The sequence below is a fragment of the Mesorhizobium bavaricum genome (assembly GCF_056781655.1).
In genome coordinates this window covers 4,883,759-4,908,861 of the sequence record NZ_CM165566.1, presented here as the reverse complement: position 1 = coordinate 4,908,861, position 25,103 = coordinate 4,883,759, and the positions used below count along the sequence as shown (strand labels likewise).

30 protein-coding genes are annotated in these 25,103 nt (G+C 62.1%); 16 read left to right on the top strand and 14 right to left on the bottom strand.

Annotated elements, in window-relative coordinates; genetic code table 11:
* The first annotated feature begins 123 nt into the window (after positions 1 to 123).
* Positions 124 to 1,323, top strand: a complete 1,200-nt coding sequence (locus AC1RZR_RS24185) for a hypothetical protein (protein ID WP_481826207.1) — start codon at positions 124 to 126, stop codon at positions 1,321 to 1,323.
* 39 nt (positions 1,324 to 1,362) lie between these two features.
* Here AC1RZR_RS24185 and purS read toward each other — a convergent pair whose 3' ends face one another.
* Together purS and purC are read right to left on the bottom strand one after the other, a co-directional pair.
* Positions 1,363 to 1,605 (bottom strand): phosphoribosylformylglycinamidine synthase subunit PurS, encoded by a 243-nt coding sequence (purS, locus tag AC1RZR_RS24180; protein WP_379098152.1) that lies wholly within the window; start codon positions 1,603 to 1,605, stop codon positions 1,363 to 1,365.
* Positions 1,606 to 1,649: 44 nt separating this feature from the next.
* Positions 1,650 to 2,444, bottom strand: coding sequence for a phosphoribosylaminoimidazolesuccinocarboxamide synthase (purC, locus tag AC1RZR_RS24175; protein ID WP_111542508.1), 795 nt, complete (start codon positions 2,442 to 2,444; stop codon positions 1,650 to 1,652).
* Positions 2,445 to 2,719: 275 nt separating this feature from the next.
* Between purC and AC1RZR_RS24170 the strand changes: the two genes are divergently transcribed.
* Together AC1RZR_RS24170 and AC1RZR_RS24165 are read left to right on the top strand one after the other, a co-directional pair.
* Entirely contained in the window at positions 2,720 to 3,040 is a 321-nt protein-coding gene (locus AC1RZR_RS24170; protein ID WP_379097050.1) for a DUF1476 domain-containing protein, read from the top strand.
* Between the two features lie 109 nt (positions 3,041 to 3,149).
* Positions 3,150 to 3,923 carry an HpcH/HpaI aldolase family protein gene (locus AC1RZR_RS24165; RefSeq protein WP_477275313.1) on the top strand — a complete coding sequence of 258 codons (774 nt, stop codon included), beginning with the start codon at positions 3,150 to 3,152 and terminating at the stop codon, positions 3,921 to 3,923.
* A gap of 6 nt (positions 3,924 to 3,929) precedes the next feature.
* Here the strand turns inward: AC1RZR_RS24165 and AC1RZR_RS24160 are convergent, their stop codons facing one another.
* Positions 3,930 to 4,484, bottom strand: coding sequence for an RBBP9/YdeN family alpha/beta hydrolase (locus AC1RZR_RS24160; protein WP_477275836.1), 555 nt, complete (start codon positions 4,482 to 4,484; stop codon positions 3,930 to 3,932).
* A 219-nt stretch (positions 4,485 to 4,703) separates the two neighbouring features.
* On the opposite strand from AC1RZR_RS24160, the gene AC1RZR_RS24155 reads away from it, so the two are divergent.
* Positions 4,704 to 5,516: a VOC family protein gene (locus AC1RZR_RS24155; RefSeq protein ID WP_481826206.1), complete on the top strand. Its 813-nt coding sequence runs from the start codon at positions 4,704 to 4,706 to the stop codon at positions 5,514 to 5,516.
* Between the two features lie 14 nt (positions 5,517 to 5,530).
* Here the strand turns inward: AC1RZR_RS24155 and AC1RZR_RS24150 are convergent, their stop codons facing one another.
* From AC1RZR_RS24150 to AC1RZR_RS24135, 4 genes are all read right to left on the bottom strand, one after another.
* A complete protein-coding gene (locus AC1RZR_RS24150; protein ID WP_481826205.1) occupies positions 5,531 to 5,857 on the bottom strand; it encodes a hypothetical protein in 327 nt (108 codons plus the stop codon).
* Positions 5,858 to 5,952: 95 nt separating this feature from the next.
* The gene (gene purB / locus AC1RZR_RS24145) at positions 5,953 to 7,260 is read right to left on the bottom strand and encodes an adenylosuccinate lyase (RefSeq protein WP_477275309.1); all 1,308 of its coding nucleotides are present in this window, start codon (positions 7,258 to 7,260) and stop codon (positions 5,953 to 5,955) included.
* 59 nt (positions 7,261 to 7,319) lie between these two features.
* Positions 7,320 to 7,784, bottom strand: a complete 465-nt coding sequence (locus AC1RZR_RS24140) for a hypothetical protein (protein WP_481826204.1) — start codon at positions 7,782 to 7,784, stop codon at positions 7,320 to 7,322.
* A 44-nt stretch (positions 7,785 to 7,828) separates the two neighbouring features.
* Positions 7,829 to 8,554, bottom strand: coding sequence for a DUF2259 domain-containing protein (locus AC1RZR_RS24135; RefSeq protein ID WP_481826203.1), 726 nt, complete (start codon positions 8,552 to 8,554; stop codon positions 7,829 to 7,831).
* A gap of 234 nt (positions 8,555 to 8,788) precedes the next feature.
* Here AC1RZR_RS24135 and AC1RZR_RS24130 point away from each other — a divergent pair, with 234 nt between their 5' ends.
* Entirely contained in the window at positions 8,789 to 9,043 is a 255-nt protein-coding gene (locus tag AC1RZR_RS24130; RefSeq protein WP_477275303.1) for a DUF2171 domain-containing protein, read from the top strand.
* Positions 9,044 to 9,052: 9 nt separating this feature from the next.
* On the opposite strand, the gene AC1RZR_RS24125 is transcribed toward AC1RZR_RS24130, so the two are convergent.
* Positions 9,053 to 10,075: a P1 family peptidase gene (locus AC1RZR_RS24125; RefSeq protein ID WP_481826202.1), complete on the bottom strand. Its 1,023-nt coding sequence runs from the start codon at positions 10,073 to 10,075 to the stop codon at positions 9,053 to 9,055.
* On the bottom strand, positions 10,075 to 11,145 hold the full coding sequence (locus AC1RZR_RS24120) for a branched-chain amino acid ABC transporter substrate-binding protein (protein ID WP_481826201.1): 1,071 nt from the start codon (positions 11,143 to 11,145) through the stop codon (positions 10,075 to 10,077). The genes AC1RZR_RS24125 and AC1RZR_RS24120 overlap by 1 nt, the downstream gene beginning before the upstream one ends.
* A gap of 191 nt (positions 11,146 to 11,336) precedes the next feature.
* Between AC1RZR_RS24120 and AC1RZR_RS24115 the strand changes: the two genes are divergently transcribed.
* From AC1RZR_RS24115 to AC1RZR_RS24085, 7 genes are read left to right on the top strand one after another with little or no spacing between them, the layout of a single operon-like run.
* Positions 11,337 to 11,864 (top strand): flavin reductase, encoded by a 528-nt coding sequence (locus AC1RZR_RS24115; protein ID WP_111542498.1) that lies wholly within the window; start codon positions 11,337 to 11,339, stop codon positions 11,862 to 11,864.
* A complete protein-coding gene (locus tag AC1RZR_RS24110) occupies positions 11,861 to 12,790 on the top strand; it encodes an AAA family ATPase (protein ID WP_481826200.1) in 930 nt (309 codons plus the stop codon). Before AC1RZR_RS24115 ends, AC1RZR_RS24110 begins: the two co-directional genes overlap by 4 nt.
* 4 nt (positions 12,791 to 12,794) lie before the next feature.
* Positions 12,795 to 14,045: a vWA domain-containing protein gene (locus AC1RZR_RS24105; protein WP_481826199.1), complete on the top strand. Its 1,251-nt coding sequence runs from the start codon at positions 12,795 to 12,797 to the stop codon at positions 14,043 to 14,045.
* A 49-nt stretch (positions 14,046 to 14,094) separates the two neighbouring features.
* Complete coding sequence (locus AC1RZR_RS24100; RefSeq protein WP_477275291.1) at positions 14,095 to 14,433, top strand: XdhC family protein; 339 nt, start codon at positions 14,095 to 14,097, stop codon at positions 14,431 to 14,433.
* Positions 14,434 to 14,439: 6 nt separating this feature from the next.
* On the top strand, positions 14,440 to 15,144 hold the full coding sequence (locus AC1RZR_RS24095; protein WP_481826198.1) for an XdhC family protein: 705 nt from the start codon (positions 14,440 to 14,442) through the stop codon (positions 15,142 to 15,144).
* On the top strand, positions 15,141 to 16,751 hold the full coding sequence (locus AC1RZR_RS24090) for an NTP transferase domain-containing protein (RefSeq protein ID WP_481826197.1): 1,611 nt from the start codon (positions 15,141 to 15,143) through the stop codon (positions 16,749 to 16,751). Before AC1RZR_RS24095 ends, AC1RZR_RS24090 begins: the two co-directional genes overlap by 4 nt.
* 32 nt (positions 16,752 to 16,783) lie before the next feature.
* Complete coding sequence (locus tag AC1RZR_RS24085; RefSeq protein WP_481829110.1) at positions 16,784 to 17,680, top strand: alpha/beta hydrolase family protein; 897 nt, start codon at positions 16,784 to 16,786, stop codon at positions 17,678 to 17,680.
* A 29-nt stretch (positions 17,681 to 17,709) separates the two neighbouring features.
* Here AC1RZR_RS24085 and AC1RZR_RS24080 read toward each other — a convergent pair whose 3' ends face one another.
* Positions 17,710 to 18,762, bottom strand: a complete 1,053-nt coding sequence (locus AC1RZR_RS24080; protein ID WP_481826196.1) for a DUF1176 domain-containing protein — start codon at positions 18,760 to 18,762, stop codon at positions 17,710 to 17,712.
* Between the two features lie 139 nt (positions 18,763 to 18,901).
* Here AC1RZR_RS24080 and AC1RZR_RS24075 point away from each other — a divergent pair, with 139 nt between their 5' ends.
* A complete protein-coding gene (locus AC1RZR_RS24075; protein ID WP_481826195.1) occupies positions 18,902 to 19,408 on the top strand; it encodes a DUF1993 domain-containing protein in 507 nt (168 codons plus the stop codon).
* Between the two features lie 58 nt (positions 19,409 to 19,466).
* Here the strand turns inward: AC1RZR_RS24075 and AC1RZR_RS24070 are convergent, their stop codons facing one another.
* Complete coding sequence (locus AC1RZR_RS24070) at positions 19,467 to 19,631, bottom strand: hypothetical protein (protein ID WP_023810361.1); 165 nt, start codon at positions 19,629 to 19,631, stop codon at positions 19,467 to 19,469.
* A gap of 393 nt (positions 19,632 to 20,024) precedes the next feature.
* On the opposite strand from AC1RZR_RS24070, the gene AC1RZR_RS24065 reads away from it, so the two are divergent.
* The 3 genes from AC1RZR_RS24065 (at position 20,025) to AC1RZR_RS24055 (ending at position 23,001) form a co-directional block, all read left to right on the top strand.
* Positions 20,025 to 20,498, top strand: coding sequence for a hypothetical protein (locus AC1RZR_RS24065; RefSeq protein ID WP_477275279.1), 474 nt, complete (start codon positions 20,025 to 20,027; stop codon positions 20,496 to 20,498).
* 119 nt (positions 20,499 to 20,617) lie between these two features.
* A complete protein-coding gene (locus AC1RZR_RS24060; protein ID WP_481826194.1) occupies positions 20,618 to 21,685 on the top strand; it encodes an aldo/keto reductase in 1,068 nt (355 codons plus the stop codon).
* A 47-nt stretch (positions 21,686 to 21,732) separates the two neighbouring features.
* Positions 21,733 to 23,001 (top strand): cysteine desulfurase-like protein, encoded by a 1,269-nt coding sequence (locus AC1RZR_RS24055; RefSeq protein WP_481826193.1) that lies wholly within the window; start codon positions 21,733 to 21,735, stop codon positions 22,999 to 23,001.
* Between the two features lie 15 nt (positions 23,002 to 23,016).
* Here the strand turns inward: AC1RZR_RS24055 and AC1RZR_RS24050 are convergent, their stop codons facing one another.
* The 3 genes from AC1RZR_RS24050 to AC1RZR_RS24040 are packed head-to-tail and all read right to left on the bottom strand — an operon-like array spanning position 23,017 to position 25,076.
* Entirely contained in the window at positions 23,017 to 24,045 is a 1,029-nt protein-coding gene (locus AC1RZR_RS24050) for a histone deacetylase family protein (protein ID WP_481826192.1), read from the bottom strand.
* Positions 24,042 to 24,563 (bottom strand): GNAT family N-acetyltransferase, encoded by a 522-nt coding sequence (locus tag AC1RZR_RS24045; RefSeq protein WP_481826191.1) that lies wholly within the window; start codon positions 24,561 to 24,563, stop codon positions 24,042 to 24,044. The genes AC1RZR_RS24050 and AC1RZR_RS24045 overlap by 4 nt, the downstream gene beginning before the upstream one ends.
* 3 nt (positions 24,564 to 24,566) lie before the next feature.
* Complete coding sequence (locus tag AC1RZR_RS24040) at positions 24,567 to 25,076, bottom strand: 2-thiouracil desulfurase family protein (RefSeq protein ID WP_481826190.1); 510 nt, start codon at positions 25,074 to 25,076, stop codon at positions 24,567 to 24,569.
* Between the last annotated feature and the right edge of the window lie 27 nt (positions 25,077 to 25,103).

The window sequence follows — 25,103 nt, the reverse complement described above, 5'->3', positions numbered from 1 at the left end:
ATCCAATGCAGGTGCATAGCACTTTATTAAGTATACTCTTGTGTCGATCTATATCGATGATCGATCTATAGGAGAATCGTTCAGTAGAAAACCACGTTGTTAAGGACCACTGCTGCAAGAGAGATGCTTCTGCAGCAGTTCGAGGCTCTGGTGGATTACGATAAGATTAGAGCACGCGAGTACAGTCGACGCGCGATGTGGGCTTCAGCCACCGTCGTGGCGGCACTCGCTGCCTTCGCCTTAATGTTGTTCTGGGATGCTTCGGCATCCATGCGATCGTTGTTTTCGACGTGGCTCTCTCTCAACACGGATTTGGGTGATTGCGCCGTGTCTTTCGCGCGCCTGTTGATGGTGGCGACGGCTCTTTCGATTGGCCTGGGGATCATTTCGGCGGGCCTGGTCGTGTCGAACGCAGTTGATGTCTTCAGCTACAAGAGAAGCTTCAGGGTCTACCGCAAGCTTCTGCTCCTCGGAGTGGGCCTGACGATATTTTTCCTTCTACCTCTTTTTTTTGGAAAAGGCACTTGGGACAGGGGTGGCCATCACGGAGTGTCGCGGATCGATCTCGCGAACGCCTGCATTGCCAGCCACCATACCACTTTCTACAGGCTGCATGGCCGTCTGCTGATAGTCGTATTTGCTGGCTGGATAAGCATATTGGTGCAGTTGGTTCTGCGACGCGCGATCGCTGACGGGCGCGATCCGAGCCAGCTTTCTGACGATCCGCGGACCCGGGAAATGCAGCTGCGAGTCCTAGAATTGGCTCAACGACGCCAGGCGAGTGGGCGAATCGTATTCAAGGTTGCGATGACGGTGCTAGCGGCTGCGCTGTTTTATTCTGGCGCGTGGTCGATGAAGCCGGCCGTCGTCCGGTTCATTCACACGTTCACCTGGGAGCGGCAAAAGGCGAACGTGGTCGAGACCGGCATGCAATGTGTCCTGGAAGTGAAAGTCAGGCGTAACTGGGTAGAGCGGTCCCGCGCCGATTGCTCCTCAGTTGCCGTGACAGTTCCTTCGACCCCGGCGCCGGGCGAGGGTGCGTGGCGCATCTCGAAAATTCCAACCGCAAAGCTCGCCTATCGCCCTCCAGGAGGTGGCGAATATTCGTTTGAGGTGACTGGAGATTTCTATGTGAAAATGCCGACGTCGGTCGGCACCGAGATCGAGGTGTTGCGAAATCCGGCCAATCCCGAGGGGATCGACAAGGTTTTCGACGGCGGTGATGTCAAACGAATGTTCTACAAACTGCTCGCGATCATCTCAGGTGCCGTCGCGATCTACTATCTTTGGTTTCGCAGGCCGCAGAGCCCACGCCCGAGCTAGACCGGATCACCGCCCGCAAACCGGCGGGCGCTATCGGCATCACACCAGCGTTACACTATAATTCTCAATCACCGTATTCGCCAGCAGCTTGTCGCACATGGCTTTCAGATCAGCCTCGGCCTTGGCCTTGTCGGTCTCCGAAAGCTCGACGTCGAACACTTTGCCCTGCCGCACCGCGCCGACGCCGCCGAAACCCAGTCCGGACAGTGCGTGTTCGATTGCCTTGCCTTGCGGGTCGAGCACGCCGTTCTTGAGGGTGACGGTAATGCGGGCCTTGATCACGCTGGACATGCTCCTGTTCTCAAATATCGGGGTGCAAGCCGCTATCAGTGCGGCTTGCCTTTGACGCCTTCGGTCGAGGCGACAAGCACCGGGCCGGTGGGGCGCGGCGGCTCGTTCTCGTTCATGATGCCGAGGCGGCGGGCGACTTCCTGATAGGCTTCGACGAGGCCGCCCATGTCGCGGCGGAAACGGTCCTTGTCGAGCTTGTCATGCGTCGCCACGTCCCACAGGCGGCAGGAATCCGGCGAAATCTCGTCGGCGACGACGATGCGCATCATGTCGCCCTCGAACAGGCGACCGCATTCGATCTTGAAGTCGACGAGCTGGATGCCGACACCCATGAACAGGCCGGAGAGGAAGTCGTTGACGCGGATGGCGAGCGCCATGACGTCGTCGATTTCCTGCGGGCTGGCCCAGCCGAACGCGGTGATGTGCTCTTCCGACACCATCGGATCGTCAAGCGCATCGGCCTTGTAGTAGAATTCGATGATCGAGCGCGGCAAAACGGTGCCTTCCTCGATGCCGAGGCGCTTGGACAGCGAGCCGGCCGCGACGTTGCGCACCACCACCTCGAGCGGAATGATCTCGACTTCCTTGATCAGCTGCTCGCGCATGTTGAGCCGGCGGATGAAGTGGGTCGGAATGCCCATGCGGTTGAGATGGTTGAAGATGTGCTCGGAAATGCGGTTGTTGAGCACGCCCTTGCCGTCGACGACTTCGTGTTTCTTCTTGTTGAATGCGGTTGCGTCGTCCTTGAAGAACTGGATGAGCGTACCCGGCTCGGGTCCCTCATAGAGGATCTTGGCCTTGCCTTCATAAATGCGGCGGCGATTTTTCATCTGATTTTTTCTCTGGAGTTCCGGGCAGGCGGCAAGCGACCATTTCCTGTCCGTCTGCCTGAAATAGTGCGGCTACGGTAGGGTTCAATGCCGGGTCTATCCCAATCACATCGTTTGCTCAATCGGCAAATCCTTCCAATCAACCGCTTTCGGGAGTGAAATGCCGCAGCGCAGCATGCTACGAAGCGTATTGACCGGCTCGCGACCTTTTGGTTTGTGCTTCGTCAACACATATACATCATCACCAGCGAATCGATTTCCATCGGAGGGATGCCATGAGCAGCATGAAGGATCGCGAAGAGGGCTTTGAGCGCAAATTCGCATTCGACGAGGAACTTCGGTTCAAGGCCTCGGCGCGCCGCAACAAGGCGCTCGGCCTGTGGGCAGCCGAAAAGCTCGGAAAATCGGGCGCCGATGCCGACGCCTATGCCAAGCAGGTGGTCGTCGCCGACATCGAGGAAGCCGGCGATCACGACGTATTCCGCAAGATCCGCAAGGACTTCGACGACGCCGGTGTCGACCAGTCGGACCACCAGATCCGCCGCACCATGGACGAGCTGATGGCGCAGGCGATCGAGCAGATCAAGAACACCTGATCCCACCACGCGCTGGACCAATCGACCGCCCGGCCTATCCGGGCGGTTTTTCTTTGCCTTTGCAGCGGTTTCCGGCTGAAACTGCTGTCGTTAACAAGGAAAAGATCAGATGTCCCTGAAGTCCCGCCTTGCGGCCGATGAAACGCTGTTCACCGCATGGTCCGGCGTACCGGATGCCTTGACCGTCGAGATCGTCGCCAAGCAGGGCTTCGATGCCGTCACGCTCGACATGCAGCATGGCGGCCATCATGAGGACAGCGTGCTGCGCGGTCTCGTGCCTGTGCTCGCCGCAAACAAGCCGGCGCTGGTGCGCATTCCGGTCGGCCGCTTCGACATGGCAAGCCGCGCGCTCGATTTCGGCGCCGAGGCTGTCATTGCGCCGATGGTGAATTCGGTGGCCGATGCAAAACTGTTCGCCGCCGCCATGAAATATCCGCCGATTGGCGAGCGCTCCTGGGGCCCGACCTATGCGTTTCCGCGCCACGGCAAGGGCGACCAGGCTGAATGGCTGCGCGACACCAATCAGCGCACCATGGCTTTCGCCATGGTCGAGACCCGCGCGGCACTCGACGCGCTCGACGGCATTCTCGACACGCCTGGTATCGACGGCATCTTCCTCGGCCCGTCGGATTTCTCGATCGCCTGGAGCAACGGCACGACCGTCAATTCGACGCTGGAAAGCATGATGGAAACCGTGGCGTCGGTCGCCGAACGCACCCGCAAGGCCGGAAAACATGCAGCGATCTATGTCGTCGAGCCGGCGATTGCCGGCCGCGTTGTGTCGATGGGCTACCGGCTGCTGGCCATGGGCTCGGAACACGCGCTGATCGGGCTCGGTGCAAAAACCCTGATCAAGAGCGTCAGGGATTCGATCGGCTCCTGAGCAAGCTCAGGGTTTCAGGTCGGTCAGGAACTTGGCGAAGGTCATCGAGCCTTCGGGCCACGGACCGAAGCCTGAATCGGCGTTGAGGTGACCGGTCTCGCCGGCGTCGATGAACAGCGAGCCCCAGGCGCCGGCAATGTCTTCGGCGACATCGAAGGCGCAGAAAGGGTCGTTGCGGCTGGCGATCACGATCGAAGGAAAGGGCAGCGGTTCGCGCGGATAGGGACCGAAGGTCATCAGGTGCCTGGGCTTGATCTTGGGATTGGCGACATCTGGCGGCGCCACGAAGAAGGCGCCGGCGACCGGCTTTACGAACTGCGGCATGGCTTGCACTGCCGCCGCGACACCAAGCGAGTGCGCAACGATGACGACCGGCCGCTCGGCCTCGTTGACCGCCTTGGCCACGCTCGCCGTCCAGTCCTCGCGCACCGGTTTGGACCACTCCGCCTGTTCGACGCGGCGCGCCGTCGACAGCTTCGACTGCCAGCGGCTCTGCCAATGGTCGGGGCCGGAATTGGTGTAGCCCGGCACGATGAGAATATCTGTGTCTTTGACCTTCATGGCGCTGAAATAGCGAGCGGCGTCGCTTCGTGCAACGGCCATGAACCGCGCACTTGATCACAATGGTGAACACGATGTTCGCTTCTTCACGTCTTGTGTGAACGATGCCGATGGACGATTTGTCGTCAGGAATAGAAACAGCCAGTGCGGGAACTCCACACGGCGTACAATGATTGGCGGCGCGGGGCTCTACCGCAGGCTGGCCGAACGGAGACTTTGATGAGTGAATTGCCTTTTGCCGCCACCACCCCCGTCAGCGTCGCCCGTGTCGGGCTGAAGGCGCGCGATGCCGAAAGCCTTGCCGCCTATTATCGCAGCGTCGTCGGCCTGCAGGAGTTGAGCCGCGCCGATGGCGCGATCACGCTCGGCGCCGCCAACCGTCCGCTGCTGGTCATCGAGGCGGATGCGACGGCAAAGCCGGATGATCCGCAAAGCGCCGGCCTGTTCCACACCGCCTTCCTGCTGCCCAGCCGCGCCGATCTCGGTCGCTGGATCAACCATGCCATCGCCGACAAGATCGCCATCGAAGGGGCTTCCGACCATCTGGTCAGCGAAGCGCTGTACCTGACCGATCCCGAAGGCAACGGCATCGAGATCTACGCCGACCGCCTCCCGCAGGACTGGAAGTGGAATGGCGACAAGATAGCCATGGCCACCGAGCGGCTGAACATTCCGTCGGTGGTTGCCGAAGTGCCGGTCGGTGATGCGGGCTGGCAGGGGGCGCCGGAAAACAGCATTGTCGGCCATGTCCATCTGCGAGTCGGCAGGCCGGAAGACGCCGAAGCCTGGTGGAACCAGGAATTCGGCTTCGACACCGTGGCGAAATATGGCGGTCAGGCGGTGTTCCTGTCGTCCGGGGGCTATCACCACCACATCGGCGCCAATGCCTGGCGCAGCCCCGGCGCCGGCCGCCGCGATCCGAGCCGCTCGGGCCTTGCCTGGGTTGAGATGCGCTCGGACAATGTGGCCAGCCCGGTAACCCGCGAAGACCCGTGGGGCACGGTGATCAGGACTGTTCCCGGCAAGGCCTGATCAACAAAAGCAGTTTAAGCTCGTAGGCGCTTGTCGACATATGAATCGACGAGCGCAGAGAGTTTCTGGGCATGAGCGAGAAATTTTTGCGCGTCGTAGCCGGCTGCGTCGAGATGAAAATCCAGCACAAACTGATGCAGCAGATCTGCAAATTCGCGGAGATCAGCGGTGTTCAGTTCATGTACGTATATGCAGTTGTAACCCCAGTCGTACTGATTACGAAAATTAACTAGGTACGGCTTTTCTCCGACCCTATCGATACAAAAGCGAATTACCCAGCGAGCGAACCAGGACGCTGTGCCAAAGTCTTCGATAACGTCGTCAATGACAACTACACCCATCGCCTGTACAGTTTATGCGATATGGACAAACTACGTCGTGCCTTGAAAAACGAAGGCGCTGTCGGCAACAACCAAGTTCCCTGCAGTCGAAATCCTCAGGCTTCGCCGAACACCCGCTTGAAGATCGTGTCGACATGCTTGGTGTGATAGCCGAGGTCGAACTTCTCGCGGATCTCGGCTTCCGGCAGGGCTGCGGTCACTTCCTTGTCGGCCAACAATTCCTCAAGAAAATCAGCGCCTTGTTCCCACACCTTCATGGCGTTGCGCTGAACCAGCCGGTAGGAATCTTCACGCGACAGGCCCGCCTGCGTCAGCGCCAGCATGACGCGCTGCGAATGCACGAGGCCGCGGAACTTGTTCATGTTCTTCAGCATGTTGTCGGGATAGACGAGCAGCTTGTCGACGACGCTGGTCAGCCGCGACAACGCAAAGTCGAGCGTCACCGTGGCGTCCGGCCCGATCATGCGCTCGACTGAGGAGTGTGAGATGTCGCGCTCGTGCCAGAGCGCTACATTTTCCATCGCTGGCAGCGCCATGGAGCGCACCATGCGGGCAAGGCCGGTGAGGTTTTCCGTCAGCACCGGATTGCGCTTGTGCGGCATTGCCGACGAGCCCTTTTGTCCCGGCGAAAAATACTCTTCCGCTTCCAGAACCTCGGTGCGCTGGAGATGCCGGATTTCGATCGACAGCCGCTCGATCGACGAGGCGATGACGCCGAGCGTGGCGAAGAACATGGCGTGGCGGTCGCGTGGGATCACCTGCGTCGACACCGGTTCCGGCTTCAGGCCGAGTTTTGCCGCCACATGTTCCTCGACATACGGTTCGATGTTGGCAAAGGTGCCGACCGCGCCCGAAATGGCGCAGGTGGCGATGTCTTCCCGCGCGTGCACCAGCCTCTCGCGGCAGCGCGAGAACTCGGCATAGGCCTGCGCCAGCTTGATGCCGAAGGTCGTCGGCTCGGCATGGATGCCGTGGCTGCGGCCGATCGTGACGGTGTCCTTGTGCTCGAAGGCACGCCGCTTGAGTGCTGCAAGCAGCGCGTCGATGTCGGCGAGAAGGATGTCGCTCGCTCGGGTAAGCTGCACGGCAAAGCAGGTGTCGAGAACATCAGACGATGTCATGCCCTGGTGGATGAAGCGGGCGTCGGGTCCGACGAATTCGGCAAGATGGGTCAGGAAGGCGATGACGTCGTGCTTGGTGACACGCTCGATCTCGTCGATCGCCTCGACATCGAATTTCGCGGCACCGCCCTTTTCCCAAATCGTTTTTGCCGCTTCCTTGGGGATGACGCCGAGTTCGGCCAGCGCGTCGCAGGCATAGGCTTCGATCTCGAACCAGATGCGGAACCGGGTTTCGGGCGACCAAATGGCGACCATTTCCGGCCGGGAATAACGAGGGATCATCGGTCAGTCCTGATTTGTCGAGGAGTTTGCCCGCGTCCTAACAGAGGCGGGCAAAATGCTCAACGCTGCTGCCGTGCAAACCAGACGCTGGCGGCAAACAAGGCGACGAAACCAAGCGGAAAATAAAGCCGGATGCCGAGCACCACGAACTGATAGAGCGCCGTCAGCGTCGTGAAGACGAACTGAAGGCCCCAGGTGAAGGTGAAAGCCGGGGCATGCCATTCGGCGTAGTAGGAGCGGTACTGCAGGGCAAACAGCCCGCCGGTAAGGCCGATCGTTGCGCCGAGCAGGCACACGAACGCCGCCGCAAAGGCGACCTCCCAGCGCCTTCCAAGCGAGACCAGCCGTGCCGCGAACAGGCCAAGCGGAAAGGCGAGCGCTCCGCCGCAGGCATAGAGGAGCGACACGGTGCGGATTTTCTCCGGCGTCTCCCAGTCGTCCAAAAGCAGGTTGACGAGCGCGCTGGCGCCCATCGTCACGGCCCACAACAAGGCGCCGAAAAGCGCGGTCCGCGGTGTTGGCATCGCACGGCGAAGGCGATTGCGCCCAGCGGGTTGAACAAGCGGTGTCACAGGCGGCCGGTCACCGCGATCCAGCGAAAGTTCGGCCCCTCGAAGCCGTACTGGCGCACCGTGATCAGCACCGCATAACCGCTCAGACTGTCCATGGAAAATGTCTGCACCGCGCCGATCCGGTAGCCGTTTGGGCAACCCCGGCTTCTGGGGATCGACTTGTCCTCGTGCAGCAGCTTGGTCGTGCCGCCATCCTGCGCCTCGATGCGCAGCAGCCGAAAGCCGTTGATCTCTCCCTGGCTCTCGCAGCCTTCGGTGTTGTTCATGCCGATCTCGTCGAGCCGGAATTCGAGCGGCCGGTCGACCGGCGAAAAGATCGGGCGTGGGTTGACCGCCATCCGGTGCGGATCGGCCGAAAGCTCGGTCACCGGGTTGAAGCCCGCGGTGATACCCCTGTTCGCGCTCAACTCAGCCTGTTTGACGATCGCTTCGCCTTTCTGCTGGGCCTCAAGGCGCGCCGCTTCGAGCGTGGCGTTCTCATCGTCAATCCGGACCCGGATCGGCGTTCCCTTGAGAAAGCTGTCGTCGTTCGTGTCGATGTAGTAGCGGTTGGCATAGGGGAATCCGGACCCGTCCTGGACGCCATACTCCTCGAAGGCGAAGACGCCGCCGTCCTTGGTGAAACCGAGGATTTCGAGTTCGGCGACATCGCCTGCATGGGCGGCGATCGACGTCGCGAACTGTGCAAGCAGATAAACGGCTAACAGAAAAAGCAATCGCATCGGTTCACTCCGGCAGCTGTCGTCGTTCCAATCCCCAAAAGCACGTCGCGTTTGAACGGATTCAGGTGACGCGCTTTAGGTCTTTCTTTCTATGCATGTCGTTCTCCCAAACCGGAACCACCTTTGGGCGACATGCATTAGCACGACGGAATCAAAACGTCGTGCAGTCCCAAAGCCGATGCATCCAATCGGCCCGTCATTAGTTATCGTCAGCAGCCCCAATGGAGAACCACCATGACCGACACCAGCAAAATTCGTGAGCATATGGAAGTCGTTGGCGCCGATGGCGTGCATGTCGGCACCGTCGACAAGGTCGAGGGTGAGCGCATCAAGCTGACCAAGGCCGATAGCGGCGCTGGCGCTCACAAGGGCCACCACCATTACATTCCCCTGAGCCTGCTTGCCGAGGTCGATGGCAAGAAGGTGTGGCTGTCAGCGAATTCCGATGTCGCGGTGACCTTCGAGGAAGAAAAATCCGATCCGGTCTGATCGGCTGATTCACCCCGAGCGCGACGACCAGACTGGAAACAGGTCGTCAACGGCAGGCGTCGCGGCAAACACGCCGCGGCTGATGGCGCGCGCGATGGTGGCGCCGGCCGCGGCGTAGAGGTCGATCGCCGCGTCGGCAAGCTCGACACCACTCGTGCCCGTCGCCAGCGCAAACACCAGGTCGCCATCGGCCGGCGTATGCGTTGGCCAGATGGCGCGCACGAATCCGTCATGCGCCGATATCGCCAGGCGCTTTGCAGCGGCCTTGGTGAGCACCGCGTCCGTGGCAATGACGGCGATGGTGGTGTTTCCGCCGGTTTCCATCTGTCCGCCGACACGCTTGTCGCGGTATTTCAACAGGATCCGTTTCGCATCGTCTGGCATCGGCGAGGGATAGCCAAGCCCGCCGAATTCGTCGCCGATTTCGAACGGTGCCGCCCAGAAATGGCGGGTTCGGCCGACGGTCACCGAGCCGGTCGGATTGATGGCGGCCAGCGCGCCGATGGTGATGCCGTTGTCCAGAAGCGTCGAGGCCGAGCCGAGGCCGCCCTTCAACCCTGAAGTGAGGGCTCCGGTGCCGGCGCCGATCGTGCCGAGCTGGAATTCGGTGCTGGCGGCTTGGACCGCTTCATAGCCGAGGTCGCGGTAGGGTGGATAACGCCCCCAATCCTTGTCGCCGCCATTGCGCAGGTCGAACAGGATCGCCGCTGGCACGATCGGCACGCGAAAGCCGCCGACTTCGAGCCCGATGCCGCGCTCGCGCAGCGCCGCCTGCACGCCGGATGCCGCGTCGAGGCCGAAAGCCGAGCCGCCCGAAAGCACCACGGCGTGGACTGCCTCGACCGAATTGTGCGGTTCGAGCAGATCGGTCTCACGGGTGCCCGGTGCACCGCCCAGGACCTGCACGCTTGCCACCGCCGTCCCGTCGCAAAGCACGGTCGTGACGCCGGACTTCAGCCTGGTGTCGGAAGCATTGCCGACGCGCAGGCCGGCAACGTCGGTGATCAGATTGCGCGGGCCGGTGCGAAACATCAGTTGCTTTCCAAGGGCGCAAAGCGCGTGCCATCGAAGCGGAAGACACGGTAGGGGCTCTGGCTGAGGTCGCCTTTCGCGTCGAAGCGGACCGGCCCGATCGCAGTGGTGAAATCATGCCCCGTCAGAGCGTCGGCGAGCGGCTTGCCCGAGGTTTCGGACAGGCCTGACGCCGCCTTGGCGATCTCGACCGCCGCATAAGCCGGTAATGTGTAGCCGTCCGGCACGATTTTCTGGGCCGAGAAGCTTTCCAGGACCTTTGGATCGGCGACATCGGCCCATTCAGGCGGCGCGATCATCAGCGTGCCCACCGCATAGGGCACGTCGCCCGGTGTGCGCAAATTTTCGCCGCCGGCGAAGACGATGCCGGCAGACAGTTGCGCCGCATCACGGCCCATGATGGCGATGTCTTCGCCGTCGCCGCCGGCAAAGACATGCGTGGCGCCTGCCTTTTTCAGCCGGCCAATCATTCCGATCTGGTTGTCCAGCTGCGGCCGGAACGTGTCGACGAAAACCGGTTTCAGCGCCGCCTGCTCGGCCGCCGCGCGAAGCGTCTCGGCGATTTCGCGGCCATAGATGGTGCCGTCATCGATGATGGCGAACAAGTCATTCTGCCACAGATGGGTGAGGCTGGAGGCGACTGCATTGCGCTCATCGTCACCTCGTGGCCCGAGACGGTAGACCGGCCAGCCGGTCTTGGCACGCCGGTCGGTCAGGCTTTCGGTTCGCACACCAACGGTGATGACCGGAATGTTCGCGTCCTTGAGGATCGGCATCGCCGCTTCGATCGCCTCGGTGCAGAGAAAGCCGACCACGACATTGACCTTGGCCGCCACGAATTCCCTGGCCGCGGCGGCGCCGCCGTCAGCGGTGCAGGCATCATCCATGGTCTTGAGTTCGATGCCGTTCGCTTCGGCTGCAAGACCCGTGCCGGCGTCGATCTGCTTGCCCAGGATGGCTGACGGTCCCGACAAGGGTGCCGCAACGCCGACCAGCATCGTCTGGGCGCTGGCGGCGCTGGCCATGAACAGCCAGGCCAATGCGGCCGATATCGTTACCCTGGATCGCATCCTGATGAAGAATTCCTCCAAGCTGGCGACATTTTGCTGGCGCCAATTCCGCCAAGACCTAAAGGCTGGCCGGGCTTGGTGCAACACGCGAATTTTGGGGAGAAGGAGCCCAGGCTCAGCCGTCGCCTCGCTTGTGGCATGTCATATGTCGCCATATATAGCGGTAGGGTTCTGACTGTGGAAAATTTCCGGTGCTGAAGAAGAACGACATTGGGCCGCAGGCCTATCGCGATGCGATGAGCCATTTTGCCGGCCACGTCCATGTGGTCACCACCGATGGGCCGGCGGGCAAGCGCGGCGCGACAGTGATCGCGGCCTGTTCGGTGTCGGATACGCCGCCGACGATTCTGGTCTGCCTCAACAGTGAAAACCCCAAGAATGAGCCGTTCGTGAAAAACGGCAGATTTGCCCTGAACACGCTGGCTTCGCACCAGGAGCCGCTGTCGGTCGGCTTTTCCGGCATCACCGGCCTGCCGGTCGAGGAGCGGTTCGCGCTCGGCGAGTGGGACGTGATTTCCACTGGCGCGCCAACGCTGAAGGGCGCGCTCGCGGTGTTCGACTGCGAACTGATCGACACCAAGGATCTGGCCACGCATCGTGTGCTTTTTGGCAAGGTGACAGGCCTGCGCATCGGCGATAATTTGCGGCCGCTGATCTACCACGCCCGCGGCTACCACGTTCTGGACAGCGGAGCGCCGGCGTTCACGGAGAAAGAATGACCGAGCTGAAACCGCGCCCCGTGCCGCGGACGATCGACGAGACGCTCGATCTCCTGACCGGCGCGGACTATGTGGCGGATCGATCGCTGGCGACCGTGCTGTTCCTGTCGCTGCGCATGAAACGGCCGCTGTTCCTCGAGGGCGAGGCCGGCGTCGGCAAGACCGAGATCGCCAAGGTGCTGGCCCAGGCGCTTGGCCGCCGGTTGATTCGCCTGCAGTGCTATGAAGGGCTCGACGTCTCGTCCGCCGTCTACGAGTGGAACTACGCCGCGCAGATGATCGAGATCCGCATGGAGGAGGCGGCCGGCAAGGTCGACCGCACCGCCATGGAGCGCAATGTCTTCTCCGAAAAATACCTGATCCGTCGCCCTGTGCTCGATGCGCTGACCGGCAAGACAGGCGCTGCCCCGGTCTTCCTGATCGACGAACTCGATCGTACCGACGAGGCATTCGAGGCCTTCCTGCTCGAAATTCTTTCCGATTTCCAGGTGACGGTGCCTGAACTCGGCACCATCAAGGCGGAAGAACCGCCAATCGTCATTATCACCACCAACCGCACACGCGAGATCCATGACGCGCTGAAACGGCGCTGTCTCTATCACTGGGTCGACTATCCCAACGCCGAGCGAGAGCTGGAGATCGTGCGCCGAAAGGTGCCGCAGGCCAACCAGCGGCTTTCGGCCGAAGTGGTTTCATTCATCCAGAAGCTGCGCCAGATCGAACTGTTCAAGGTGCCGGGCGTGGCCGAGACCATCGACTGGGCCGGCGCACTGACCGAGCTCGACAAGGTGGCGCTCGATCCGGAAACCGTGTCCGACACGATCGGCGTGCTGTTGAAATACCAGGACGACATCGCCCGCATCGAACAGGGCGAAGGCCGGCGCATCCTCAACGAGGTGAAGGCCGAGCTTTCGGCGGCGGAGTAGGGCCATGCCGGTGTCGCGCCCCGAACCCAAGGAAGTCCGGCCGGACGGACGCATCGCCGACAACATCGTCTATTTCGCCCGTACCTTGCGCAAGGCCGGCATGCGGGTCGGACCGGCCTCGGTCAAGGATGCCATAGAGGCGGTGCTGGTCGCCGGCATCGGTTCGCGCGATGACTTCTACTGGACGCTGCATGCCGTGCTGGTGTCACGGCACGAGGATCACGCCACCTTCGACGAAGCCTTCCGGCTGTTCTGGAAATCGCGCGAACTGATCGAAAAGATGCTGGCGATGTTTTCGCCGGTGGCGCCTGACGTCAGGGAGAAGCAGAAGCCGCGCGCCGCCGAGAACCGCGTCAGCCAGGCGATGTTCGAGGGCCACCAGAAGAACCAGCCGGCCCAGGAGATCCCCGAGATCGAGGTCGACGCCCGCTTCACCTTTTCCGGCAACGAGGTGCTGCGCGGCAAGGACTTTGCCCAGATGAACGCCGTTGAAATGGCGGATGCCAGAAGGGCGATCGCCCAGTTGCGGCTGCCATTCGACATGGTGCGGACCCGGCGCTTCAAGGCCGATGCGCACGGCCGCCGCATTGATCCGCGCGCCATGATGCGTTCGGCAGCGCGCACCGGCGGCGAACTGATCCTGCCGAAATTCCGCTCACCGCGCGAGGTCCATCCGCCGCTGGTGGTGCTGGCCGACATTTCCGGCTCGATGAGCCAGTACACGCGCATCTTCCTGCATTTCCTGCATGCGTTGACGGAAAAACGCCGGCGGGTGCACACGTTCGTCTTCGGCACGCGGCTGACCAACCTGACCCGGCAGATGCGCCATCGCGATCCCGATGCCGCACTTGCCGACTGTTCGGCGGCGGTCAAGGACTGGTCGGGTGGCACCCGCATCGGCGACACGCTGGCCGAGTTCAACCGGCTGTGGTCGCGGCGTGTGCTGGGGCAGGGCGCGGTGGTACTTTTGATCACCGACGGACTGGAGCGCGACGATATCGCCGGCCTGTCGGAGGAAATGGAGCGCCTGCACAAATCCTGCCGGCGGCTGATCTGGCTCAACCCGTTGCTGCGGTTCGACGGTTTCCAGGCGCGCGCCCGCGGCGTCAAGGCGATGCTGCCGCATGTCGACGAGTTTCGCTCGGTGCACAATCTCGATGCACTCGCCGATCTCTGCGCATCGCTGGATAAGAAATCGGCGCAGTCTGTCGATCCACGCCGGTGGCTGGACGCTGGCGCGAGGCACGCCGCGTGACCATATGTGGCCCGAGAAATACGAGAAACAGACTCTGAGAGAAGCGATCATGGAAGACAGCATCTATCTCGATGAGGCCCGCGACCCGCTGATTATCGCGGAAGGCTGGATGAAGGACGGCAAGGATGTGGCCATCGCCACCGTGGTCGAGACCTGGGGTTCTGCGCCTCGCCCCGTCGGCAGCCATCTGGTCATTGACGCCGACGGCAATTTCCACGGCTCCGTCTCGGGCGGCTGCGTCGAAGGCGCGGTGGTGACTGAAGCAATCGACGTGATCGACAGCGGCAAGGCCAGGATGCTCGAGTTCGGTGTTGCCGACGAAACCGCCTGGCAGGTCGGTCTGTCCTGCGGCGGCCGGATCAAGGTCTACGTTGAAAGATTGGGCTGACCTTTTATGGATCCCTATGCGCTGAAAACGTTGAACGCCGAACGCCGCGCCCGCCGCGCGGCGATCCTTGTCACCGATCTTGGTGACGGCCGCGACCGCATCGTGCGCGAAGGCGATCAGGTTGCCGGCGATCTCGGCGCTGCGATCGCCAAGGCATTCCGCACCGGCAATTCCGGTTCGGTCGAGGCCGAAGGGCGGACCTTTTTTCTCAACACGCATCTGCCGCAGCCGCGGCTCGTTGTCGTCGGCGCTGTGCACATCAGCCAGGCGTTGGCGCCGATGGCCAGGATCGCCGGCTATCCCCTGGAGATCATCGATCCGCGCACGGCCTTTGCTACACCCGATCGCTTTCCCGATGTCGCTTTGCATGCCGAATGGCCGGAGGATGTGCTGAAACGCCAGCCGCTCGACAGCTACACGGCTCTCGCCGCCGTCACCCATGATCCGAAGGTCGACGATTTCGCGCTGAAGGCAGCACTCGACGCCAGATGCTTCTATGTCGGCGCGCTTGGTAGCCGCAAAACGCATGCCAAGCGCGTCGAACGCTTGCTGGCGTTGGGCGCGAGCGCCGAGCAGATCGCCCGCATCCATGCGCCGATCGGGCTCGACATTGGTGCTGCCAGCCCCGCCGAGATTGCGGTCGCGGTACTGGCACAGGTTGTCCATGCCTTCCGCTCGCGCGGCCTCGAGTCCAAAGGCGCGGCAGCGTGAAATTTGGCCCGATCCCGATCGAAGCGGCAGAAGGTGCGGTGCTCGCACATGCCACCACAGCCGGAGAACGGCGTTTTCGCAAGGCGCACAGGCTGAGCGCCGAAGATGTCTCGGTGCTCAAGGTGGCAGGCGTCACGCAGGTGGTTGCGGCTGTGTTGGCTTCTGACGATCTCGGCGAAGACGCCGCCGCGCAGGAAATAGCCGAAAGCATGGGCTTTCGCGGTATCGATGTGCGACCGGCCGCCACCGGGCGGGTCAACCTCCATGCCAGCTCAGCGGGCATCTTCACCGTCAATGCCGCGATGATCGACGCCATCAACGCCGTCGATCCCGCCATCACCATCGCCACGCTGGCGCAGCATGCGCCGGTCGAGAAAGGCCAGATGGTCGCGACGGTGAAGATCATCCCTTTCGCGGTCAGCTCCGCGCTGGTCGATGCGGTCACGAAAATCTGCGCCGGTGGCGAGATCTTTGCAGCCAACGCCTATCGGCCGGTTCGCGTTGGCGTCATCCAGACGGTTCTGCCGGGCATCAAGCCGAGTGTGCTCGACAAGACATTGCGCGTCACCGAAGCGCGGCTGGCGCGCTCGGGCGGCAGGCTGACGGCGGAGCGCCGCACGCCGCATGAGATCGCGCCGGTGGCGAAGGCCGCGGCTTCGCTGGCGCGCGACAACGACATGGTGGTGATCTTCGGCGCCTCGGCGATGAGCGATTTCGCCGATGTCGTTCCGGCGGCGATTGAAATGGCGGGTGGTACCGTCATCCGCGCGGGCATGCCGGTCGACCCCGGCAATCTGCTGGTGCTCGGCACGCTCGATGGCAAGCGTGTCATTGGCGCCCCCGGCTGCGCCCGCAGCCCCAAGGAGAACGGCTTCGACTGGGTGCTGGACCGGTTGATCGCTGGCCTTGATGTGACCGCCAAGGATATTGCCGGCATGGGGGTCGGTGGACTGTTGATGGAAATCCCGACCCGGCCGCAGCCGCGCGAACCGCTGCCGGCCAAAAGCCAGCTCAAGGTCGGCATCGTCCTTCTGGCGGCTGGCCGGTCGAGCCGCATGGGTGGACCGAACAAGCTACTGGCGCTGTTCGATGGCAAGCCTCTGGTGCGCCGCACCGCCGAGCGTGCGCTTGGCTCGAAGGCTTCGGGCACGATTGTCGTCACCGGCCACCAACGCGAGCGGGTGCGCGCGGCGCTGGCGGGCCTCGATGTGACCTTCGCCGACAATCCCGATTTCACCGACGGCCTGTCCACGTCGCTGAAGGCCGGTATTGCCTACCTGCCCGAAGACGCCGCCGGCGTGATGATCGTTCTCGGCGACATGCCGGGTGTCGCGTCAGACGATCTCGACGGATTGATCGATGCGTTCCGCAAGGCCGGCGGCAATTCGGTGGTCCGCGCCTCGCATGACGGCAAGCGCGGCAACCCGGTGCTCTTGCCGCGCTCCCTGTTTCCGGCGATCGCCCATCTCGAGGGCGACACGGGCGCACGTCATCTGGTCGAAGCCGAAGGGCTCGATGTCATCGATGTCGAGATCGGAGCAGGGGCGTCCGTTGATGTCGACACCCGCGAGGCGCTAGAAGGGGCCGGCGGCGTGCTGCAGGATTGACAAACCGAAGTCGAAAACCGCATGCCATGGGCATGTCTTTCCGCTTCCGCTTTTTCTGCGTCCTCGTAACCGCGACAGCCCTGTTGTCGTCGGTCGCTCAAAGTCAGGCGCTGTCGCTAAAGCCCTTCAAGGACGATCTCTTCGCCTATCCGGCGACGCTGTCGTCCGACACCGACGGCGCCTACACGGTCCTCGATTACCATGAGATGCGCGACATCAACCAGCGTGACGAGGTGCCCGAGCGCCGGGTGCACGCCCAATACACCGACACCAGCGTTCGCAAGGCGCAGCAGGATCTGCTGCTGAAGACCGATGCTGGCGATGTCAGGCATGTTGCCGTCGGCAAGACCGAGGGCGCCGCCATCATTGTGCTTTACCTGCACGGGCAGGGCGGCAGCCGCAAGCAAGGCGTCGATGACTTCACCTTTGGCGGCAATTTCAACCGGCTCAAGAACCTGATGGCCGGCAATGGCGGCCTCTATCTCAGCCCGGATTTTACCGATTTCGGCGACAAAGGTGCGGCGCAGGTCGCTGCCCTGATCGACCACTACGCCGAACAATCGCCGGGCGCGAAGATTTTCGTCGCCTGTGGATCGATGGGCGGCGCTCTGTGCTGGAAGCTTGCCGCCCGCAACGACACGGGCCGGCGCATCAATGGGCTGCTGCTGCTCGGCTCGCTATGGGACGAGAGTTTTTTCTCAAGCCCGGCCTTCAGGCGTCACGTCCCCGTCTTCTTCGGCCAGGGCAGCCATGACGTGGTTTTCCCCGTGGAAAAGCAGGAAGCCTTCTTCCGCTCTATCATCGCCAAATCGAAGGCCTATCCCTACCCAACCCGCTTCGTTCGCTTCGAGACCGGTACCCATGGCACCCCGATCCGTATGACCGACTGGCGCGGCACGCTCAACTGGATGCTGTCGAAGGCGCCTTGATTCCCGCTTGGGGGAAGCTCTTCTGACTCTCAGGGTGCGGTGTTGTAGTCGACAACGGTCTGCGGATTTTGCTCGCCGTCATAGGACGCATCGACGTCGAACTGGACCAGCGAGAAATTGCCGTTGCGGAACAGATACGTCCCCGCGTCGGACGCATCGCCGATGCCGCGCCACTTGTTGAAAGTGGTGATCGTGTGGGCTTCCTCGTCATAGTCGGAATTGACCGCCCATCCGGTCGTCTGGAAGCCGACGATGCTCATGCCCAGCAATTTGCCGTCGCTGTCATTGTTCTCGTAGCGGATGTCCATCTTGGGTTCGGCGAACTGCAATTGCTGCACGCCCGACACCTCGTCGGTCATGTAGTAGATCGAGCTTTCATTGTAGGCAGCGGCCGAACAGGAAAAATGGAACAGCCGCGTTTCCTTGTCGGGATCGCCGGGCGCCGCATCCTTGTCCTTGTACTTGATCGAAAAGACGGTCGGCTCATTGGCCAGGAACTGCTTGTCGCACTGGTCGCCATAGGTCGCCAGGAAGGCTTTCTTGGCCTGCTCCAATGCCGTGTCCTTCTTCGGTGGCGGCGGCCCGTCGCCGCAACTCGGCGGCAGTGCCTCCTCGAAATCGGCCGTGGAGGGTTTCAGCGCGCCTTTTTCGATGTGGATCGGGTCGAAAGGCGGTGCCGCCTGGATCTGGGCATTGACCTGGCGCAGCGTATAGCAACCGGCAAACACCTTTTTGCCGCCACTCTTGTCGGTGGCGCGGATGGCGACTGGGACGTTGTAGAAAATGCTGCCGGCGGCGCCTTCGTCTGAAACGGCACCCGTCGCGACCTCGACCTTGTCGGTGCCGTCAAAGCCCTTGACGAAACTGTCGAAGTCTTTTGCCGGTTTTGTATCGCCGAAATAGCCCCAGGCACGGCCGAATTCATGCCGGTTGATGGCGCTGTAAAGTGAGCGGACGACGGCGTCGGCGCTTGATCGATCGTCGACATAGGGCGCTTCGGGGGCATCGTCGGCGGCGAGCACCGTCTGGCCGGTTGTGGCAAGGGAGAGAAAGGCAGTCGCTGCGAAAAGGACGCGTCTCATCGGGAATCTCCGCTCGATGAGGAGATTCTACGATGGCGATTGCGGCAACGTGGTGACGGGGCGTGAGGGACGCTTGAAGAATCGTGCGCGAAGGCGCTACGTCCGTCCGTCGGCGTTCCGGCCGGACAGGAGATTTGACGTGACGATATCGATGTATGAGGCATCCGTGCCAGTGTTTTCGGCCAGGCTGAAAGCACTTTCCACTGTGCTGGCGGCCGCCGAACAGAATGCGCTTGACCGCAAGATCGACCCGCAGGTGTTTTTGACGGCCCGGCTGGCGCCTGACATGTATGCGCTGACCCGGCAGGTGCAGATCGCCACCGATCACGCCAAGGGCGCGCCGTCGCGCCTCGCCGGGCGCGAAGTGCCGAGATATGAGGACAATGAGGCGAGTTTTGCCGAAGTCCAGGCGCGCATCACGAAGACCCTGGACCTGCTGGCGACATTTTCAGCTGCCGAGTTCGACGGTTCGGATGACAAGGTGATCGAGTTGAAGCTTGGCGGGCGCGAAAGCTCGATGCCCGGCCTGCAGTATCTGCTGCATGTGGCCATGCCCAACTTCTATTTCCACCTCACCACCGCTTACGACATCCTTCGCCACAATGGCGTGCCACTGGGCAAGGCGACATTCCTGGGCGCGCGCTGAGCAATTGAGGCTTTCGAGATGTCCCGGATGCGGCCGGGACATCTGGGCCTCCATGCACCTAGCGGATGGACATTTCGCGGGCGATGCGCGGAAAATCGGCGGGCTTGATGCCGATGTCGGCGCGGTCGGCATTGCTCATCGAATGAAGCAGTGCAAGCGCCGAGCGATATCTCAGATGTTCCTGCGGGCGCGGCCTGGCGAACATTTCAGTGAAGAAACCCATGATTCAGCCCCTCGTTGGTCCTCCACGGCTGCCAATATAGGTGAATCGTGACAATTGTGCAGTGCAGCATTTGCATAGCAGCCATGTCTTCATGATCTTTTTCGAAGATATTTGCAGTCGACTGAAACTTCTGTCCGGTGCGCACCGTACGCTTGAACGCTGGCACATGCCGGCTTTCCTCGCCACTCCTGGCGAATTCCGGACTGCATGAAAGTGCAGTCCGGCTTTTTGTCTTGGGACTGCGGATGAGCGAGCGGCGAACCAAGCGAATGCTAAATTCGTTAACATCGGTGGCATGCATTTTTAACGAGCCGGTTCTATGCTCCGAAGCTTGCATGGTCGGGCGAGAGGGAGGCTGACATCGCTACTGGCGCCAAGCGTGATTTCGCTTCGTTGCTCGACGACCTCTTCGTCGCCTCCGACAAGAGCGACGGGATTGAGGGCGAAGAGACCGGCGCTCGTCCGTCCATCCCTTTCGACTATCTCTCGGTGGCGGATGAACTCCATTCCGGCCGCATCAAGGTATCGGGCAGCGGCTTTGCCACTGAATATCGCGAGGCCGGCGCCGATCTGGCGACCGAATTCGCTGCATTGCTCGATCATGCCAAACTGGCTCTCGCCGGCGAAGAACAAAAGCCCGAGGAAAAGCTGCCGCCGATCGATCCGGAATCCATCGCGGTCGAACTTGGCCTCAATCAACCGAAGCTCATCGCCGATTTTGGCCGCATGCGCCGCAGCTTTGCCTTCGCCAACCATCCGGACCGTGTCGCTCCGCACCTGCGCCAGCGCGCCATGATCCGCATGCAGGTCGCCAACATGCTGATCGATGAGGCCAAGCGCCGTGCGCTGGCCGGCGCTCGCCGCTAAACGTCGCTGGTTCACGCAAAAGTCGGTCTGGCGAGGCTTGGAGAGCGCCTCTGCTTTCCCTATAGATGCGGCTTCCTTCCCATGCCGCCTAGCAAGCTTTCCCTCCGGAGCAGAATTCCATGCACAAACGCCGTCTCGGTCGGACCGATCTTCTTGTTTCCCAGATCTGCCTGGGCTCCATGACCTGGGGCCAGCAGAACACCGAGGCCGACGGGCATGCCCAGATGGACCTGGCCTTTTCGCGCGGCGTCAACTTCATCGACACAGCCGAGCTCTACCCGATCCCGCCCAAGGCGGAGACGCAAGGGCGGACCGAAAAGATCATCGGCAGCTGGATGAAGGCGAAGGGAAACCGCGACAAGGTGATCCTGGCCTCCAAGGTGGTCGGCCGCACGGCCAACAGCTGGTTTCGCGGCGACCGGCCGTCGCAGCTGGTGCGCGCCGATATCTTTGATGCCATCGACAAATCGCTGGCCAAGCTCGGCACCGACTATCTCGACCTCTATCAGATCCACTGGCCGGAACGGGACATACCCTGGGGCGCCAACCCGACGCGCGTCGGCGCCGTACCGCGCCGTGCTGATTCTGTCGGCGCACCAACCGACGAGACGCCGATCGAAGAGACGCTTGCCGTGTTCGACGAACTGGTGAAGATCGGCAAGATCCGCCATTTCGGCCTGTCGAACGAGAGTTCCTGGGGCGTGATGCGGTTCCTGGCCGAGTCTGACAAAGGTGTCGGTCCCCGTGTCGCGTCGATCCAGAACGCCTACAATCTCGTCAATCGCACGTTCGAGGTAAACCTCGCCGAGGTCTGCGAGCGCGAGCAGGTGTCGCTGCTCCCCTATTCGCCGTTGGCGCAGGGCTATCTCTCAGGCAAATACGACCATGGCGCGCGCCCGTTGGGATCGCGCACCCAGCTGTTCAATCGCGGCCAGCGCTATGAGACCCCCAATGCGGCCGAAGCACAGCTCGAATACAACGAACTGGCACGCTCCTTTGGCCTGGAGCCTGCGCTGTTTGCCAATGCCTATGTGTCGAGCCGGCCCTTCGTCACCTCGAACATCGTCGGTGCGACGACCCTTGCGCAACTCGACATGGCGCTGTCTTCGGTGGACGTCGTCTGGACCGAAGAGATGCAGAAGGCGGTGGATGCAATCCATCAGCGCGTCGGCAATCCCTGTCCGTGATTGGCTTCGGGGTAGAATTGTCCAGGAATGACTGAGGGGTGGAGACGATGGCGGATTTTTCGATCGAGGCAGTGCGTGGAAGGTTTCCGGCCCTCTCGCTGGCCGACAAGGGGCGACGCCGCATCTATCTCGACAACCCCGCTGGCACGCAGGTGCCGCAAGCGGTGGCCGATGCAGTGTCGCGCTGCCTTTTGACCACCAACGCCAATCTCGGCGGCTATTTCGAAACCACGATCGCCGCGCAGGCCGTCGTCGACGAGGCGCATCAGGCGATGGCCGATTTCCTCAATGCGGCGAGCCCTGAGGAAATCATCATCGGCGCCAACATGACGACGCTGACCTATCACATGTCGCGCACGCTCGGCCGCACGCTGAAGCCGGGCGATGAGATCATCCTCACCCGCATGGACCATGAGGGTAACGTGTCGCCCTGGCTGCAATTGGCCGAGGATCTCGGTCTGGTGGTGCGCTGGCTGCCGTTCGACGAAAAGAGCTGGCAGGTCGAAGAGGCGACGTTGGCCGCGCTGCTCACGGACAAGACCCGGCTGGTCGCGTTGAACTACGCCAGCAACCTGACCGGCTCGATCAATCGGGTGAAGGCGTTGACCGCCATCGCCAGGAATGCCGGCGCGTTGGTCTATGTCGACGCCGTCCAGTTCGCGCCGCATGGCCTGATCGACGTCAGGGATCTCGGCTGCGATTTCCTGATCTGCTCGGCCTACAAATTCTTCGGTCCGCATATGGGCATATTGTGGGGCCGGCGCGACGTCATCGATGGCCTGAAACCCTACAAATGCCGCTGTTCTTCGAATGGCCTGCCGGAGCGGTTCGAACTCGGCACGCCGCAGATCGAACTGATGGCTGGCCTCACGGCCGCTGTGGACTATTTCGCCGAACTGGGTGCGGCAGCGGGCGAGGGTGGGTCGCGAAGGCAGAAGATCGCCAGGGCGTTCGAGGTGTCGATCGCCTACGAAAACCCGCTGGCGCAGAGGCTGATCGACGGCCTGTCCGACATTTCAGGGCTGACCATCCATGGCATCACCGATCCGAAGCGGCTCGGCGAGCGCGTACCGACGGTTTCCTTCACCGTCGACGGCATCGTGCCGGAGACGATCGTTCGGCAGATGAACGCCGAAAACATCTTCCTGTGGTCCGGGCACAACTACGCCTGGGAGATCGTCCACCAACTCGGCATTCCGGCCGAGCATGGCGTCGTGCGCATCGGCATCGCCCACTACAACACGGCAACCGAAATCGACGAGACGCTGGAGAGCGTGCATCGGGTGATCGCCATGCTCAGGCAGCAGCGCTCCTGACGCCAGGCCGGATCTTCAGCGCGTCTTGCCACCGAAGCCGGTGAGGAAGGCGGTGAGGTTGTCGCTGAGTTCGTCGCAGAGGTAGCCGCCTTCCTGGACGATGACCGTCGGCAGGCCGAGCGTGGCAATCGCCTCGCCAATGCGCGAAAAGCCTGGTGTCGTCACCGAAAGCCCGCCGAATGGATCGCCCTCGAACGCGTCGAGGCCGAGTGCGACGACCAGCGCATCGGGCGAAAAGGCACGAATACGCTGGAACGCCACCGCAAGCGCTTCCAGAAACGCCGCATCGGCGGATTTGCGCGGCAGCGGCAGGTTGAAATTATAGCCGAGGCCCGGGCCTTCGCCGCGCTCGTCGGCATGGCCCCAGAAGAACGGATAGAAGCGCACTGGATCGGCATGCAGCGACACGGTGAGCACGTCCGGCCGAGCATAAAAGACGCCTTGCGTGCCGTTGCCGTGATGCAGGTCGACATCGAGGATCGCCACCCGCGCCGCCTGCTTCCGCAGAACCTGAGCTGCAACGGCCGAATTGTTGATGAAACAGAAGCCGCCGGCGACATCGGCAAAGGCATGGTGGCCCGGTGGACGGCACAGCGCATAAGCGGCCGGAGCGCCAGCCATCACTGTCTCGGCGGCCTCGACCGCGCTCCACGCGCTCCATCGCGCGCTCTGCCATGTTTGGCCCGAGATCGGGCAAGCGGTGTCAGCCATGTGATAGCCGGCCTGGCCCACCGCCGAGGCCGGATAGGATCCGTTGCGCGCGATCGGATGGATGTTGGGGATTACCTCGGCCGAAGCGCCGTCGATGCGCTGCCAGCGCTCGAAGATGTGCTCGAGAAAGTCGAGATACTCGGGCGTATGCACCGCCGCGACCGGGCCGAGCCCGTGATCCCGCGGCCGCTCGATGGTGCAGCCGGCAGATTTTGCGCCGGCTAGCAATCGCTCGACCCGTTCCGGCTTTTCCGGATTGGGCTTTGCCGCACCGCTCGAAAGAAAGGCCTTGGGATCGTGGCGTTTTTGTTCCTCGGCATAGAAGGCTTTCATTCCTGCTCCCCATTCTCCGGCGCGTCGGCGAAGGCAAAAAAGGCATCGCCGATGATCTTCTGCGTCTGCTCGTAGCTCGACCAGGCGATGCCCAGCCTTTCATAAAACGCCTTGGCGCTCTCATTGTCGGTGTCGACGGACAGTCGCAGATAGACGCCGCCTTCCTTTCGGCACTGTGCCGCGACGTGCCGCAGCAGGCGCTCGCCGATCTTGCGACCACGAAACCGGTCCTCGACATAGAGATCCTGCACATAGACGCCAGGCCGCCCCATCCAGGTGGAAAAGATCGGGAAATGCAGGCAGAGACCGGCGAATTCGCCGTCCACCTCGGCAATCAGGGTGGAAAAGGCGGGTTTTTCGCCAAAGCCGTAGGTTCTGAGATCGTCTGTTGTCGAGATGATCTCTTCGGGCGCGCCGATGTGGCTCCCGAGTTTCAGGATCGCCGCGTGGATGGTTTCGACATCGTCGATGCGGCCGGGCCGGATAACGGTGTCGGTGGCTTGGGCTTTTTCTCGCATGGATCAGGCCGCGGCGCCGGCCGAACCCGGTCTGGTCAAAAGGTCATCAAGCTCGTCAATGCCGTCTTCCGAAAAGACGCGAATGCCGTTCGCTTCCAGCAGCGCGGTGGTCGTGCCATGGCCAGCCACCCGGTTACCCCTGAAACTCCCGTCATAGATGAAACTGCTGCCGCAGGACGGGCTGCCGTCGGTAAGAACCGCATATCGACACCCTGTTTCTCGGGCGAGATCGAGCGTGAGTTGCCCGGCTTCGAGATAGAGTTCGGTCACATCGTTTCCCGTTTGCTCGACCACTTGGCCTTGGCCGTGAAGCACTGCGCGGCCGTCTCCTGTGCCTCGAATTTCCGCCGGAGGACGTGGCGTGGAGAAGCCTGCGGCAACCTCCGGGCAGATCTGCACGATCCGCCCCTCTGCCTGCCATCGCGCAAGAATGGGATGATCGTTGAGCCGGTAGGAGCCGTTGTAGCGGACCTTGCTGCCGAGCAGGCAGGCTGAAACGAGAACCCTTTCCATATCAGCTCCCTCCCTTTGCCACTCGAC

Bases quoted from the DNA above. Each gene is read 5' to 3' on its own strand.
- AC1RZR_RS24185 (WP_481826207.1), top strand. From the start codon at position 124: ATGCTTCTGCAGCAGTTCGAGGCTCTGGTGGATTACGATAAGATTAGA.
- purC (WP_111542508.1), bottom strand. From the start codon at position 2,444: ATGAAAAATCGCCGCCGCATTTATGAAGGCAAGGCCAAGATCCTCTAT.
- AC1RZR_RS24170 (WP_379097050.1), top strand. From the start codon at position 2,720: ATGAGCAGCATGAAGGATCGCGAAGAGGGCTTTGAGCGCAAATTCGCA.
- AC1RZR_RS24165 (WP_477275313.1), top strand. From the start codon at position 3,150: ATGTCCCTGAAGTCCCGCCTTGCGGCCGATGAAACGCTGTTCACCGCA.
- AC1RZR_RS24160 (WP_477275836.1), bottom strand. From the start codon at position 4,484: ATGAAGGTCAAAGACACAGATATTCTCATCGTGCCGGGCTACACCAAT.
- AC1RZR_RS24155 (WP_481826206.1), top strand. From the start codon at position 4,704: ATGAGTGAATTGCCTTTTGCCGCCACCACCCCCGTCAGCGTCGCCCGT.
- AC1RZR_RS24150 (WP_481826205.1), bottom strand. From the start codon at position 5,857: ATGGGTGTAGTTGTCATTGACGACGTTATCGAAGACTTTGGCACAGCG.
- purB (WP_477275309.1), bottom strand. From the start codon at position 7,260: ATGATCCCTCGTTATTCCCGGCCGGAAATGGTCGCCATTTGGTCGCCC.
- AC1RZR_RS24140 (WP_481826204.1), bottom strand. From the start codon at position 7,784: ATGCCAACACCGCGGACCGCGCTTTTCGGCGCCTTGTTGTGGGCCGTG.
- AC1RZR_RS24135 (WP_481826203.1), bottom strand. From the start codon at position 8,554: ATGCGATTGCTTTTTCTGTTAGCCGTTTATCTGCTTGCACAGTTCGCG.
- AC1RZR_RS24130 (WP_477275303.1), top strand. From the start codon at position 8,789: ATGACCGACACCAGCAAAATTCGTGAGCATATGGAAGTCGTTGGCGCC.
- AC1RZR_RS24125 (WP_481826202.1), bottom strand. From the start codon at position 10,075: ATGTTTCGCACCGGCCCGCGCAATCTGATCACCGACGTTGCCGGCCTG.
- AC1RZR_RS24120 (WP_481826201.1), bottom strand. From the start codon at position 11,145: ATGCGATCCAGGGTAACGATATCGGCCGCATTGGCCTGGCTGTTCATG.
- AC1RZR_RS24110 (WP_481826200.1), top strand. From the start codon at position 11,861: ATGACCGAGCTGAAACCGCGCCCCGTGCCGCGGACGATCGACGAGACG.
- AC1RZR_RS24105 (WP_481826199.1), top strand. From the start codon at position 12,795: ATGCCGGTGTCGCGCCCCGAACCCAAGGAAGTCCGGCCGGACGGACGC.
- AC1RZR_RS24100 (WP_477275291.1), top strand. From the start codon at position 14,095: ATGGAAGACAGCATCTATCTCGATGAGGCCCGCGACCCGCTGATTATC.
- AC1RZR_RS24095 (WP_481826198.1), top strand. From the start codon at position 14,440: ATGGATCCCTATGCGCTGAAAACGTTGAACGCCGAACGCCGCGCCCGC.
- AC1RZR_RS24085 (WP_481829110.1), top strand. From the start codon at position 16,784: ATGTCTTTCCGCTTCCGCTTTTTCTGCGTCCTCGTAACCGCGACAGCC.
- AC1RZR_RS24080 (WP_481826196.1), bottom strand. From the start codon at position 18,762: ATGAGACGCGTCCTTTTCGCAGCGACTGCCTTTCTCTCCCTTGCCACA.
- AC1RZR_RS24070 (WP_023810361.1), bottom strand. From the start codon at position 19,631: ATGGGTTTCTTCACTGAAATGTTCGCCAGGCCGCGCCCGCAGGAACAT.
- AC1RZR_RS24060 (WP_481826194.1), top strand. From the start codon at position 20,618: ATGCACAAACGCCGTCTCGGTCGGACCGATCTTCTTGTTTCCCAGATC.
- AC1RZR_RS24055 (WP_481826193.1), top strand. From the start codon at position 21,733: ATGGCGGATTTTTCGATCGAGGCAGTGCGTGGAAGGTTTCCGGCCCTC.
- AC1RZR_RS24050 (WP_481826192.1), bottom strand. From the start codon at position 24,045: ATGAAAGCCTTCTATGCCGAGGAACAAAAACGCCACGATCCCAAGGCC.
- AC1RZR_RS24045 (WP_481826191.1), bottom strand. From the start codon at position 24,563: ATGCGAGAAAAAGCCCAAGCCACCGACACCGTTATCCGGCCCGGCCGC.
- AC1RZR_RS24040 (WP_481826190.1), bottom strand. From the start codon at position 25,076: ATGGAAAGGGTTCTCGTTTCAGCCTGCCTGCTCGGCAGCAAGGTCCGC.